Genomic DNA, 14065 nt, shown 5'->3' with positions numbered 1-14065 from the left:
CACATGGACAAAAAAGCACTTGAAGCTTTTGCTAAAGAAGCTGCAAAGGGAATTAAAACTCAAGATGATTTAACTGAATTCAGCCAGATGCTCAAGAAGATCACTGTTGAAGCGGCACTCAACGCTGAAATGGATGAGCATCTTGGTTATGACAAACACACTCCCTCCAAATCGAAGAACACCCGAAATGGAAAGAGCTCTAAGCGCATAAAAACCGAAGATGGAGAGTTTGAGCTCGATACTCCACGAGATCGTCTTGGCTCATTTGACCCCAAGCTCGTCAAAAAACACCAAACACGATTTACCTCTATGGATGACAAGATCTTGTGGCTCTATGCGCAAGGTATGAGTACTCGTGACATTGTTAATGCTTTCGATGAGTGGTACGGGGCGGAGATATCTCCCAGCCTAGTTTCGCGTGTCACAAATGCGGTAATGGAAGAAATTGTGGAGTGGCAATCTAGACCACTCGATGCCATTTATCCTATCGTCTATCTCGATTGTATTGTGGTCAAGATCCGTCAAGATAAACGTATTATCAATAAGTCTATCTTCCTTGCTTTGGGCATTAACACAGACGGCCAGAAAGAGTTAATGGGCATGTGGATAGCCGAAAACGAGGGTGCTAAATTCTGGCTGAGTGTTTTAACTGAACTCAATCAACGTGGTGTTGAAGATATACTTATCGCCTGTGTAGATGGTCTGAAGGGCTTCCCTGATGCGATCAATACCGTCTTCCCCCAAACACACATTCAGCTTTGCATCGTCCATATGGTGAGGAACTCATTGAAGTATGTGTCGTGGAAAGACTACAAGGCTGTCACCGCCGACTTAAAGCGTGTATATCGCTCAGCTACAGAAGATGAGGCCTTGCTTGAACTGGAGCGCTTTAGTGAAGCCTGGGACAAACAGTACCCACAAATCTCTAAGTCCTGGCGCAATCACTGGCATAACCTCAACACACTCTTTAACTACCCTGAAGATATTCGCCGGGCTATTTACACCACCAATGCGATTGAGTCTCTGAATAGCGTAATACGGAAGGCACTCAAGAAACGTAAGCTCTTCCCAAACGACGAGGCAGCCACCAAGATGGTGTATCTAGCAATCAAAGACGCCAGCAAGAAATGGACGATGCCCATTCAAAACTGGCGCCAAGCTATGAGTCGGTTTATTATCGAGTTCGAGGAACGTTTAGAAAAATACGTTAACTAAATGGCAGATACACAGAATCTGTTACAGCCTCAGCTTTTCAAGTTTTAGCTCACCTCACAATCATTTTGATGGTATTTGGGCTTGTGCATCACTATTACATGTTCCTTACAGCTTACTCACTCAAACCTTTATGCACTTGGCAAAGATGCTCAAATCAGATGGTGCTTTCTATTGCTCTTTTAAATACGGTGATGATGAAGTTGAAAGGGACCAACGCACTTTCACCAACTTAAATGAGTTTTTGCTATCACAAGTGCTACAGGGTACATCACTGACTGTACAGTCTACCTGGGTCACTTCAGATCTCAGGCCTAGCAGACAACAAGAGCAATGGTTAAATGCCATTCTAATTAAATCATAAGAGCACCCCATGCCATTAAGTCCCTTGGTCATCGAAGATAATTTACTGACAACAGGTGGTAATCACCCACTGTTGCCACAACTTATTCATGCTATCAACCACGCCTCTGAAATAGAGATTGCAGTCTCTTTTATACAACCATCTGGATTAGATTTACTGCTTCCTAGCTTACATGAAGCGATAGAGCGCCATCGTGCAACTAACCAAGCTCTTAAACTCAAAATACTCACCTCGGATTACTTGTCCATTACACACCCTGTTGCCCTGCGATCTTTAGCTGACCTTGATGGGGAAAACGTTGAAGTAAGGATATTTGAGTCAAAAAATCACAGCTTTCATATGAAGTCGTATATTTTTGTCTCTGGGGCGACAGAGCACACCATGTTCCATGGCTCTGCTTTTATCGGTTCAAACAATATTTCAAAAAGCGCCCTCACCCAAGCCCATGAGTGGTGTTTAAGGTTGGACTATCAAGCACCGGAAAATTGTTATCAGGCGCAACAGTTTCACCATATACGTGCCGAGTTTGCAGCAATTTTTAGCCACCCTAATACGGTTCCATTAAGTGATGAGTGGATTAATGACTATATTGAACGTCGTCAGCCACCCAGCTTAACGATGTTGCAACACGACGGATTCGTTGAAAATGATCCCTATACGCCAAACACTGCCCAAGCAGAAGCGCTTTTGGCATTAGCCAATTCCCGAAAGGAAGGTTACCAAAGAGGATTGGTAGTATTAGGCACAGGCATGGGGAAAACCTGGCTATCTGCTTTTGATGCTAAACAAATGGCAGCCAAAAAAGTACTGTTTGTTGCTCACCGCGAAGAGATATTATCGCAAGCATTGAACACCTTCGCCAAGCTTTGGCCAGAGAAGTCGTCAGGCTACTATCACGGCAAAACAAAAGACAAACACAAAGACATGCTGTTTGCCTCAGTGCAAACCTTGGGACGCTCCCAACACCTCAAGCAATTTTCAGCTGACCATTTTGATTACATAGTGATCGATGAATTTCACCATGCCAGCGCAAAAACTTATCGCAATATTTTGCATTACTTCACTCCCAAATTTTTGCTCGGTCTAACAGCAACACCCGAGCGCAGTGACCAAGCTAATATTCTGACTCTTTGCCATGACAACTTGGTATTTGAACGTAATTTGGTACACGGGATTGATGAGCAAATTTTAGTGCCTTTCCATTACTATGGAATTTGGGACGAATTTGTAAATTATGAAGAAATTCCATGGCGAAATGGCCGCTTTGATCCCAGTAGTTTAGACGCCCAGTTTGCCACTCAACAAAGGGCTAAACACATCTTCAAGCACTGGCAGCAACATCAACAAACGCGCACCTTGGCTTTTTGCGTATCAAAAAAGCATGCCGATTTTATGGCGCAGGCATTTAATCAGGCCTTCACACAAGCTGGCTATCGCGCAGTGGCCATTCATAGTGACTCTCAGATCCTACGAAATGAAGCCCTGAGTATGCTGGATAAGGGTCATATCAATATCATTTTCTCCGTCGATTTATTTAATGAGGGGACTGATTTACCTGCCATTGACACTATCTTAATGCTGCGTCCAACTGAGTCTCAGATCATCTTTTTACAACAGTTAGGTCGAGGTTTACGGCTTCATCAAGGTAAAACGCATTTAGTAGTCATTGACTTCATTGGTAATCATCAAGCCTTTTTAAATAAACAAGAGTTATTAGCAAAACAACCGGGCAAACAACTCACTGGGCTAGCCAATCAAGGCCAAGCCAGACCTGACTTAGGGGCAGGTTGCTTTGTAAACTTAGACGTAAAAGTGGTGGACTTTTGGAGCCAGCTTGCCAAAAAGCTGCGAAAAAGTGCTCAACAAGAATATCAGGATTTACAGGCTCACTTAGGGCATCCACCCAACGCTACCGAATTTTACCGCGCAGGTTATGACCTCAACAAAGTCAAGAAACAGCATGCAAGCTGGTTTGGCTTGGTTGCAGCCCAGTGCCAAGATCAACATAAGCAACAGGTAATTCAAAAACACCACGACTTTTTATTGGCGGCGGTACAAACTACCGCCATGACTAAATCGTTTAAAATGCTTTTATTAGAAGCATTTATCGAACTAGATGGCTTAAATAACGCGCCGGATATCGCCACCCTAGCAGCCAAAAGCTGGCATATTTTAGCCAGTTACCCGACTCTTAAACAGACAGAGCTGCCTACAAACGTACAACACTTAACCGCCACTGATGACGCTTGGGTTAAATATTGGCTAAAAAACCCCATTGAACACTCGATAAAAAGCAAAAAAGGCAGCTCTCAGCCCCCTTGGTTTACTCTCGATACTGGTCATTTTAAAGCCAACTTTACCATTGCAAACAATGAAGTTGATACCTTACAAGACCTCGTCAAAGAACTGGTGGATTATCGTATTGCTAAGTATATCGACACTAAGCAAATTTCACCGAATCAAACTGAAGGCGTCGGCCCCATTGAAATAACTGAGCAAACAACAACTTTGCTGCCCTATTACCCTGATTTAAAAATTGCTTGTGGTCATTTTAAAGCAGGCCGATACGAAGACGTCGAAATGTATTCAGTACCTATGGCCAACTTGGATCCAAATAGACACTTTTTAGCTCACGCCACAGGCAACTCGATGAATGGCGGCAAGTCCCCCATTTTGGATGGTGACTTATTACTACTGGAACTTGTAAGTTCAACCAGCGCTGGCGCCATCACTGGCCAGACGATGGCGATAGAAATGCAAGATAGCAGTGGCGACGATCTCTACGTTTTAAGAGACATAGAAAAAGATCCACAAGGCCAATATCAACTCCGAGCCAAAAACCCAGACTACGCCGTCATTAGCGCAAATGAGTCAATGAAACCTTTTGCACGATTAAAAAGTGTTATTAAAGACTAACGGCCAAGCCATGTTGCCATGGCTTGGCCGTTGAATTTGCAGCTTTTAAAAGTGGTTAGCAATGGTCAACACAACTGACTGGCTATCGTATTTAATGTTGTGTTTTTTCCATTTTGAGTTTGAGTAAGCGTATTTAAGACCCACTTCCCAGTCTCGGTTAATGTGGTATGCCAGTCCTGCTTCGGCTTGCAATACGTGGTCACCATTCCAGCCTTGCACCTGCGCTTTCGCCAGTAAGTCTAAGTGCTCTGTCACTTCATATTGGGTTCTGAGATTAGCCGCCGGCAATACCCGCATAAAGTCTTCGGCATAGTGATTACCACCATCTTTGCGATCAATTTCAAAGCCTACGTAGTATGCCGACGCCCCGATACCGCCCATTACCGTCAGTTCATCTCCTTGAAATAGGGGCATATTGTAGGTAGCGCCTAGGGACCACTGACGAAATGCTGCGTACACTTCTTGGTCATTACGGTAATCTTTACCTTTAAAGCTAACGCTTTTATTTAAAGAGCCTGCACGGCGAGTTTCATTGGGACTGAACTCAATTTCGAGCATTGCTTTATCATCAAACTGGTATTGATAATTGGCGTATGAAAACGGCTGGAATTTATCTACGGGTGCCGAGCTTGGCATAATGTCTGCCGCGCCTATCTGGCCAAATGAGTCCGCGAAGTTAAAGCCTATGCCAAGCTCAAAGCGTTGGTTTTGAACCGTCGTTTTTTGCGTAAACCCTTTGGCTTTGTCTTCTGCGTCAAAAAATTCATTGGTTAGCGTCACCCCGAGTGCAGCACCGTCTCCTGTGGTCGTGGCATTAAGGTACATACCCTCGACCTGATGAGCTGACGTAAAATACTGGTTCACCAAAAACGCAATGCCGGCTCCGGCTACCACGTCATCTGCAAAGTGGCGATTACCGTGCACTCGACTGGCACCCACAAATGCTGCGGCGGCATATGCTGGTACACCCCATGCTGCGCCGTAGCGGCTTTGTAAAAATGCAGCGCCGGAAAAGGCTGCGCCAGTGTGGCCAGATGGAAATGAATTCCAGCTGGAGTCATTTGGGCGACGACGGCCCACCGCATATTTCATGCCGTGAATAATTGCTTGTGTGCTCACCACTGAATAAGTCAGTTGTTTTGCACCTTCCCAATCATCATGCAACCAAGCGGCAAAGTAACCCATGGCAGGAATGGCAATTTGCAGCGCATCGCCGGCTTCAACGTAACTGTCGTTCACCGAGCTGTTAATTTCATTACTGGCTTGCGCTGCTCCTGCAAAAAGGCTTAAGAATACGGCTGTTTTGGCAAATGTTTTAAGGTTTAACATGGCTGCGTTCCTGTTTGGTTGAAGTGCTAATCACTTGATGGGAACCATGTTAAATCGGATTTTCTTATACTTTTAACCAATACCCATTAACAAAATAGATGGGTCAATATAAGTAACTGCCGTGTAAGCAAAAAATCTATAGATTATGGGTGAATATCAAGGAAAATTTCACCGCAAGGGGCCTTGCGGTGACCAAACAAGATAGGAATGAGGGCTACCGAGTATTAACTGCGCTGTTGTTTGGTTAACTGTTCAATCAAAAAACGCATGGCCGGACCTTGCCGCATATTGGCCTTCCAAATAAGATCAGCGGCATAAAACAACTCTGATTGCTGAAATTCAGGGGTAAATTCAATCAAGGTACCCATCGCTTCTTTCTCAATGGCCATCGACTTGGGTAAAAAAGCCCACCCTAAACCCTGCTCGACCAAACGCACCATGTCGTCTTGGTCAAATGCTTGCCAGATTTCTTGAGACAATTTGCTGACGGTATTCAAAACGGGGTTTTCTAACATGCTGGTACACACAATTTGGCGTTGTGCAATCAAGGTTTCGTTGTCTACCATTTCCATGTCTGCAAAGTCGGAGTCTGGGCTACAGACACAAACCCATTCAATTTGCTCTACCGCCACAAAATCCAAGTTATCTGGCACGCCTTTCGAAGTAAGGTGCAAGCCCAAGTTAGCTTCGTCATTTAACACCGCGTCGGTCAATGCTTCGCCAAATTTTTTACTCAGCTGCACTTGCGTAAAAGGAAACGCTTGCGCCATTTTTTCTAACGCACTGTCGATAACGGATAAAGGAACCAGCGGGTCAACGGTAATATGGATCACGTCTTCTACTTCATCCACCGCACTTTGCGCATAACTTTGGAGCCGCTCTGCTTGGCGCAATAACACCTTAGATTGTTCATATAAACGCTCCCCTTGTGGGGTCATGGTGGGATATTTGGTGGTTCTATCAAACAAGGTGATGCCGAGGTCTAACTCAAGGTTGTTTACCGCGATGCTCACAGAGCTTTGGCTTTTTCCTATGTGGCGGGCCGCAGCTGAAAACGAGCCTTTTTCTGCCGCGGCAATAAAGGCCGTCAATTGTTCAAGGTTTAACATGCTTCACCTATTCAAATATCAATGAGGTTGACTATTAACCTATTAAAGACCAAATCCATTAAATAAGCTATCAAATGTTAGCAGGGACCCGCAGCAGAATTGCGAAGTCGATTGCAGTTGCTTACCAAGCGCTGCCAAATTGAATATGAGTAGTCCAATCTAACGGCCCTTTGGCAATATCAATGCCCACTTTCATACCAAGCTGACGCGCAATAAGGTAACGAAAGCCGGCACCACGACTGGTGCGCCATTTAGTATCCTTGATGCTTTGGTCGCTATCAAAAGCGTTCCCCGTACCCGCAAAGCCTAATACGGTCCAGCGATCGTTTACCTTGTAGCTCACCTCTGCTTCGGCCAATACCGTATTATCACCTTGATAGCGCAAGGCTGGCATGCCGCGCATTTCTAAAAAGGGTCTGGCATAAAATGGGGCATCACCTGAAATAGCTTGAGCGTCGCCGCGTACCGCTACTCCCCATTTATCATTCAACTTCTGGTAATGCTGACCAAACACCCGATATTTCTGGTATTCAAAGTCGCCACCAAACGCTTTATCGTGAAACGACGCCTTTATGCCCACCTTAGTACCTTGCTCAGGTGAAAAAGTATTGTCACGATTATCATAGGTCAGTTTCACTGACACATCGGCGTCACGGCTATCTAGATCAAACTGGTTAACGCCAGGCACGAGCCCCGGCATCTCAAATTTGGTTTTTGAGTCCATGTAACTGTAACTGCCACCCACAAAAAAGTGACTCTTACCGAGGCGAAAGTCGATGTCTTGCAGAAAATAAATGCCTTCCATATTGAATTTCTGCCCTTGGTTATCGTCAGGCTGATAAAAAGTCAGGTTAAACGAGGCACCAAATATGCCACCTAAGTAGCGCACACTGTCATCGCGCCAATTACCTGAATGAAATGCTCCTCCTAAGTAGCTGCCGTTATTGGTGGCCCCCGCGACCACACCCGATACGCTCAATGGTATGCCTTGCACCGACTCAGGATCTTTCACACGCTTGGCTTTTTGTTGCTCTGTTTCATGGAAGAAAAGCAATGCAGCCCCCCCCCCGACGCCCACCGCAGGATCAGTAATCGCAAACGGCACGGGTAAAAAGCCGTGGGCATTATCTAAAATCCACTGACTCGCATCTAACTGGCCATCTTGGGGATCAAAAAACTGGTCAAACGCACCGGCGTGAGACAATGCAGGCGCGCAACTTAGGGCAATGAGTAAACTTAGTGGCTTACGAAGTGCTTTCATAATGGTTCTCTCAATTCAAAAATGGGATTGTTGGCAACTAAGCTGCCGTTGCCTTAATGCTCCCACCGTTTTTTAAATTGATTGAATTAGTACCCATTCGATTCATGAATACATTTAACCAATCGACAGCTTCAATTGCTGAAGCATTTTTTGCTTCATCAACAGCACTTATTAGCTTGTCTGCTGCCTTTGAAAGGATTGCGATAACACATCACTGCTGTGTCGCTATATCCCTTTACCCACCTATTCGTCATCACTCTTAACGTAAATAGCTGGCTCAACCTTAAAGCAGGACTTAAAGGTGTTAACTGTAAGCTTTCGCTGTCTGCCCCTACTATGGGTCCCAACAGAGCGACACACCGCTCACACATTACCCAGAGTTAACCCGACTGAGGAGTCATTCATGAACACATTCAATACCACCAAAACTGCCATCGCTTTTGTTATCGCTGCTGCCGCTTCTGCTGGCACTTTCGGTATCGCCAACGCCTGTACTTCTGCTATCTACAACAACGCCGACGTCAGCATGACGGTGCGCACCATGGACTGGTTCGGCCAAGATAAAGCGCAAATGGTGGGTAAAGGTAAAGGCATGACAAACACCTACAGCGACTCTGACGAAGCCGTGACCACTCAATCTAAATACGCCTCACTGCAAATTAAATCTTTTAACCCCGGCCTAGTAGCTGAAGCCATCAACGAAAAAGGCCTCGTGGCACGCATTCTTTACCTTGGCAAAGACTACACTGAGTTCCCTGAAGGCAAAGCCGGCGTGCCTGACGTCGCAGCCGGTGAAGTGCCACGCTACATCGTCGACAACTTCTCGACTACCAATGAAGCCATTGCGGCGCTTCAATCCATCGATGTCATTGACCAAGAGATTTGTAACTTGCCCGGCCATGCTAACGAGTGTATTTCGGCCCCTGTGCACTATCAAATCACTGACGCCAGCGGCAACAGCGCCGTCATCGAATACGTCAAAGGCGAGCAAAAGATTTACCAAGGCACCTATGAAACCGCACCGGGCGTGCAATTTATGTCCAATGACCCTGAGTTCAGCACTCACTTGATAATGGACCAAGAGCAAACCGAGCCGAACGCCAGCATTCGCTCTTACGACCGCCGTCTGCGCGCCAAAGAGATTGTGGAAGACATGCACAGCCGTAACGTCACTGACCCAGCACAAGCGGCGCTAAGCATCAAAGCCGTTGGCGCCAATGTGTTCTCTGGCTATGACCGCTTGGACCCTTATGTCGACAGCGTATTCCCAACACTTTGGACCATCTACACCGACCAAGCCAACAAATCTGTGGTACTCGACCGCGCTGATACATGGGAAATTGAGCACTACGACTTCACCATGTTTGATACTAATGCACCGGCAGAAACCGTGTTAGGCCAAAACCCGAACGTCAAATAACCCGCCCAAAACCACTTCGCCCAGCCATCGCGCTGGGCTTTTAGTCATTCAATGGCCCGAAACAATCGTCAGCCTCTTTGATATTTTCGAATCTCCCATAAATTAAACAAAAAAGTTCGCCTAAAATGGCCTAGCAATAGCCCCCCAAAAGTAAGTCCACATCAAAGTAATTACTTCCGTAAAGGTTTGCCAAAAGCCAGCATCACGGTTAAATCACGCAGTAAGCAGGTTGCTGCCATATAACAGGCTCATTCACGCCGGCAAGCAGCCGCAAAGTAAAGCATGCCAGAGAGCATTGCATGTAAGGGAGCAAGGCAAGAATACTCGCATGACCCGAGTTCCAGGTTTTCGCCAAGCAGCTTAGGTAAAACTTTGCTTAGTCTGCGATTTCTCAGCGCTTTACTTGTTCCCGGGCAGTAAACCATATTGCTTAATATGCCCGTTTAATTCCCCTTTTCGTTGCGTGTTTTAATTGCCTGACGGCTTAGCATAGAGCCAACCCTTTTGACTTCCATGAACGGTGCTTTGACCATTGAATTGAGTGTAGCCACCTCCTAATTTTGGCAGATATGGGATGCAAGCGAACTTAACCAACAAGAAAACTTGATTTAGCCCTGCGTTATATAATGTATGGCTCGTGGTAAGGGCTTATACGGCTTGATAAAAGGAAAATATAACCAATGAAAAAGCCTCCAATAGGAGGCTTAAATAATGCGTGTGACCCGTCCTAAATAAGGTTGACACTTTTCCAGTCAATAAATGGAGAATGTCATGAAATCAATAGGTAAACGGACACAGAAAGATTATTCCCTTGCTTTTAAATTGGCAGTCGTTGAGCAAGTCGAAAAAGGGGAAATGACTTACAAACAAGCTCAAGAGCGCTATGGGATCCAAGGACGTTCAACTGTTTTAGTTTGGCTTCGTAAACATGGTCAACTAAATTGGACTACAGGACAGTCTGAAATAAAGAGCAAAGGTATCGTCATGTCTCAATCATCTTCTTCTCAAACGCCTGAACAACGTATTAAAGAGCTTGAACAGCAATTAGAAGACACTCAGCTAAAAGCCGATTTTTTCGAGGCGGTGGTTAAGGTTATGGACAGAGACTTTGGGGTTCATCTGTCAAAAAAGCGCAAAGCCGAGTTATTGAGGAAAAAACGCTTTCAAAGTTAACCGTAACGAAAGCTTGTTTGTTCATCGGTATTTCGCGCCAAGCTTATTACAAAAGGTGTGAAGCAGAAAAAGTACGCACAGCTCATGAGGCTAATGTGCTTATTACTGTAAAAAGAGAGCGCCTGACCCAGCCTAGAATCGGTACCAGAAAGCTCAAATACATTTTATCGAAAAAGTGTTTAACTATCGGTCGTGATCACTTGTTCACATTGCTTAAAGCGAACCGGCTTCTTGTACCAACATTACGTGCATACCATCGCACGACTAACAGTCATCATCGATTCCATTGTCACCCTAACATCATAAAATCAGGGTATGTCCCGGAGCGACCCGAGCAGTTATGGGTTGCAGATATAACTTATCTACCGACTCGCCAGGGAGAGGCTTATCTCAGTTTAGTGACGGATGCATACTCACGGAAAATCGTTGGCTACCACGTTGATGATAACATGAAGACTCATACTATTAAGCAGGCATTTATCCGTGCACTTAAAAGGAGAAAGACTTGGCAACCGCTCATACATCATTCAGATAGAGGCGTGCAGTATTGTTCGGCAGAATATCAAAAGCTTCATCAACAACATGGAGTAAATTGTTCAATGACCGACGGGTATGACTGCTATCAAAACGCACTCGCTGAAAGAATCAATGGGATATTGAAAAGTGAATATCTTCTTATCAAACCAGCTAACTTAACGGAAGCTAGAAAAATGGTAGAAGAATCGGTGAAAATCTATAATGAATATAGGCCCCACACAGCCTTGAAGTACAAAACGCCCGATGAAGTACATCGAGCGTTTTAACTAAAATGTGTCAACCTATATCAGGACGAGTCAGTGCTATCTAGCTAATCGCTCCGACAACAAGCTAATAAAATAACGCATGGCCGGTCCTTGCTGCTGGTTAGCTTTCCAAATTAAGTCAGCGGCATAAAACATAGGTGCATGCTGGAACTCGGGCTCAAACGCAATCAAAGTGCCTCCAGCTTGCCTTTCTAGTGCCATGGTTTTAGGCAAGAAAGCCCAGCCTAGGCCTTGTTCGACTAGACGTATCAAGTCATCTTGGTCTGATGTTTGCCACACCTCTTGAGATAATTTACCTAAGTCTTTTAGCACCGGGTTTTCGAGCATGCTGGCGCAAGCTATCTGGCGGTGAGTCATCAAGGTATCTTGATCTATCTTAGCCATGTCGGCCAATTTCGAGTCTGGGCTACACACATAAACCCATTCAATTTGCGAGATAACCAAAAAGTCTAGGTTATCGGGCACACCCTTCTCGGTTAAATGCAGCCCGAGTTGCGCATTGTCATTTAACACAGCATCCGTTAACTGTTGACCATAAGACTTGCTGATCTTCACTTGGGTATAGGGAAACGCTTGCGCCATTTTGTCTAGCGCCCGCTCAACCAGTAACATGGGTACCAAAGGATCCAAAGCTATGTGTAAGGTATCTTCTACCTGATTGAGCGCGCTTTGGGCGTAATGCTGGATCCGCTTTACTTGCCGCAATAAGTTTTTTGCTTGGGTATAGGTGCGCATTCCTTGTTCGGTCAAGGTAGGGTATTTGCTGCTTCTATCAAACAAGCGAATGCCTAGTCCCACCTCTAAATTATTCAGCGCAATGCTAATAGAGCTCTGGCTTTTACCTAAGTATCTCGCGGCAGCAGAAAACGAACCTTTATCCGCTGCGGCAATAAAGGCCGATATTTGTTCTAGGTTTAACATAATTCACCTTCCGAGTAAGCGGTGGACTATCAGCGTGAACACCTATTGCCACAGGCATATCGCCGATAGTTGAAAGCTGAGAAGACTGGTCACATGCCATTACACAGCACGCCAGTGACGCCTGCCTTCTTAACTATTCATGAGGGGCTGACCTCTCGCAGTTAAATTTTATTCGAGATAAAATCGAATTAATCACGGCAAAAGTCCGCTTAACAGGTCAACACGCCTTATTAAAAGAAGTCATCATCATCCGCGCCAAATCCGTCATCGCCCATGCTAAATTCGGTGTCCACTTCCGCAGCTTCAACCGCCATATTTTCAAGATCAGCGACGTCTATCGCGTCATTGATAATGATGTCTTCGACCGCAATGTCTTCCGCGGCTTGCTCTATGATGGCGTCCTCTAAATCACGCATGTCTCTTCGACAGCGTTCTCTTCTCACTTCCCCTTCGACTAAGCCATCCACCGCACCGGCAATAGCGCCAACCGCAGCGCCACGTTTAGCGCCCTCGTGGCCATCAGCAATCACACCTACGCCACCGCCGACCAGAGAGCCCGTTACTGTGCCTTCCACGACATGGCCAAAGGTATTGTCACAGTGGTCGTCATAACTGGCGATAGCGGCCGGGATCATGGCGGCATTGCCAAACACGGCCAGTAATAAAAATTGTTTTGTATTCATGTGTTACTCCCAACTTGCGAAATACAAGGGTTATCTTAGGGCGAGCAAAGCTCGCTCAGAAGTTAGGTCTTATGAGATATTCAGATGGGTCTGCGCATCCACTCACCCAACCAAGCGCAGGAAGGGTGTGGCCGTTGCGCCGCACATTGTTTAGCGGCGCCAGGCAAAGCAGGGAAACAGAGTGCTCTGGATGCATGGCTTAGAATTTATAATCTACGCCTAGGCTCACACCGCCAAGCTCATAATCTTTGTGTGAAGAGATTTGAGTGGCTTCGATATTAATGCCGATGTTGTCTGTCATGGCGTAACGCGCACCCACACCGTAACTCGCGCTGGCTAAACTGTCTTTGCCATAGACTTTTTTGTCCATTTGCACCGACGTTGCCCCAACTAAACCGTACAAGCTAATAGAATCAGTCACTGGCACCATGCCTTTTAGGTAAGCCGATGCTAAGTAATCCGCTTTAATCCCAGTACTGTGCTTGTCCACACCAGACACACGAACTTCGGCGCCGATGTAGTCATTTAAGTCATAACCCGCTTTAATCGAACCGATGACAGTTTCAAGGTCTTTTTTCTCACCGCCTATTGCGTCTGAGAGCTGGCTTTTTTGTGCACCGTAACCTACTTGGCCACCCACGTAGAAGCCGTCTGCCATGGCTGCTAAAGGTGAAGCTAAAAGAGCGGTTAGGATAAGTGCGTTAAGTTTTTTCATGAGTATGTCCTCTAATTTCTGGTTAAGAATATGTTGTTGTAACTAAGCAGCTTGGCTGCCGTTGAGGTCATAATCCCATCGTTTGGCGAATTAACTTAACCAGTTACCATTCGATTATTTAATAGGTTGATAGGTGGTGATGGTTTTCCTTGCCGTAAG

10 protein-coding genes are annotated in these 14065 nt (G+C 45.6%); 4 read left to right on the top strand and 6 right to left on the bottom strand.

The window, feature by feature from the left end; all coding sequences use genetic code 11:
• Nucleotides 1-3 precede the first annotated feature (3 nt).
• Entirely contained in the window at nt 4-1215 is a 1212-nt protein-coding gene (locus tag D1Z90_RS03265) for an IS256 family transposase (protein ID WP_119909314.1), read from the top strand.
• Nucleotides 1216-1585: 370 nt separating this feature from the next.
• The gene (locus D1Z90_RS03255) at nt 1586-4492 is read left to right on the top strand and encodes a DEAD/DEAH box helicase family protein (RefSeq protein WP_119909312.1); all 2907 of its coding nucleotides are present in this window, start codon (nt 1586-1588) and stop codon (nt 4490-4492) included.
• Between the two features lie 45 nt (nt 4493-4537).
• On the opposite strand, the gene D1Z90_RS03250 is transcribed toward D1Z90_RS03255, so the two are convergent.
• The 3 genes from D1Z90_RS03250 to D1Z90_RS03240 all read right to left on the bottom strand — a co-directional run bounded on the left by D1Z90_RS03250 (nt 4538) and on the right by D1Z90_RS03240 (nt 8191).
• A complete protein-coding gene (locus tag D1Z90_RS03250) occupies nt 4538-5821 on the bottom strand; it encodes a phosphatase PAP2 family protein (protein WP_119909311.1) in 1284 nt (427 codons plus the stop codon).
• Nucleotides 5822-6045: 224 nt separating this feature from the next.
• Entirely contained in the window at nt 6046-6930 is an 885-nt protein-coding gene (locus D1Z90_RS03245) for a LysR family transcriptional regulator (RefSeq protein ID WP_119909310.1), read from the bottom strand.
• A 121-nt stretch (nt 6931-7051) separates the two neighbouring features.
• Nucleotides 7052-8191, bottom strand: coding sequence for a BamA/TamA family outer membrane protein (locus D1Z90_RS03240; protein ID WP_198419040.1), 1140 nt, complete (start codon nt 8189-8191; stop codon nt 7052-7054).
• A 403-nt stretch (nt 8192-8594) separates the two neighbouring features.
• Here D1Z90_RS03240 and D1Z90_RS03235 point away from each other — a divergent pair, with 403 nt between their 5' ends.
• Complete coding sequence (locus tag D1Z90_RS03235) at nt 8595-9611, top strand: linear amide C-N hydrolase (protein ID WP_119909304.1); 1017 nt, start codon at nt 8595-8597, stop codon at nt 9609-9611.
• 771 nt (nt 9612-10382) lie between these two features.
• A protein-coding gene (locus D1Z90_RS03230) for an IS3 family transposase (protein WP_198419039.1) occupies nt 10383-11587 on the top strand; the annotation gives its coding sequence in 2 pieces (ribosomal slippage) (nt 10383-10725 and nt 10725-11587; 1206 coding nt in all).
• Between the two features lie 36 nt (nt 11588-11623).
• Here D1Z90_RS03230 and D1Z90_RS03225 read toward each other — a convergent pair.
• From D1Z90_RS03225 to D1Z90_RS03215, 3 genes are all read right to left on the bottom strand, one after another.
• Nucleotides 11624-12508, bottom strand: a complete 885-nt coding sequence (locus D1Z90_RS03225; RefSeq protein WP_119909308.1) for a LysR family transcriptional regulator — start codon at nt 12506-12508, stop codon at nt 11624-11626.
• 230 nt (nt 12509-12738) lie between these two features.
• Nucleotides 12739-13191, bottom strand: coding sequence for a hypothetical protein (locus D1Z90_RS03220; protein ID WP_119909307.1), 453 nt, complete (start codon nt 13189-13191; stop codon nt 12739-12741).
• A 199-nt stretch (nt 13192-13390) separates the two neighbouring features.
• Nucleotides 13391-13906, bottom strand: coding sequence for a porin family protein (locus D1Z90_RS03215; RefSeq protein WP_119909306.1), 516 nt, complete (start codon nt 13904-13906; stop codon nt 13391-13393).
• Between the last annotated feature and the right edge of the window lie 159 nt (nt 13907-14065).

It is taken from the genome of Motilimonas pumila (genome assembly GCF_003596335.1).
Classification (GTDB): Bacteria; Pseudomonadota; Gammaproteobacteria; order Enterobacterales; family CBDFNC01; genus Motilimonas; species Motilimonas pumila.
This window is presented reverse-complemented; position numbering and strand designations above follow the sequence as displayed.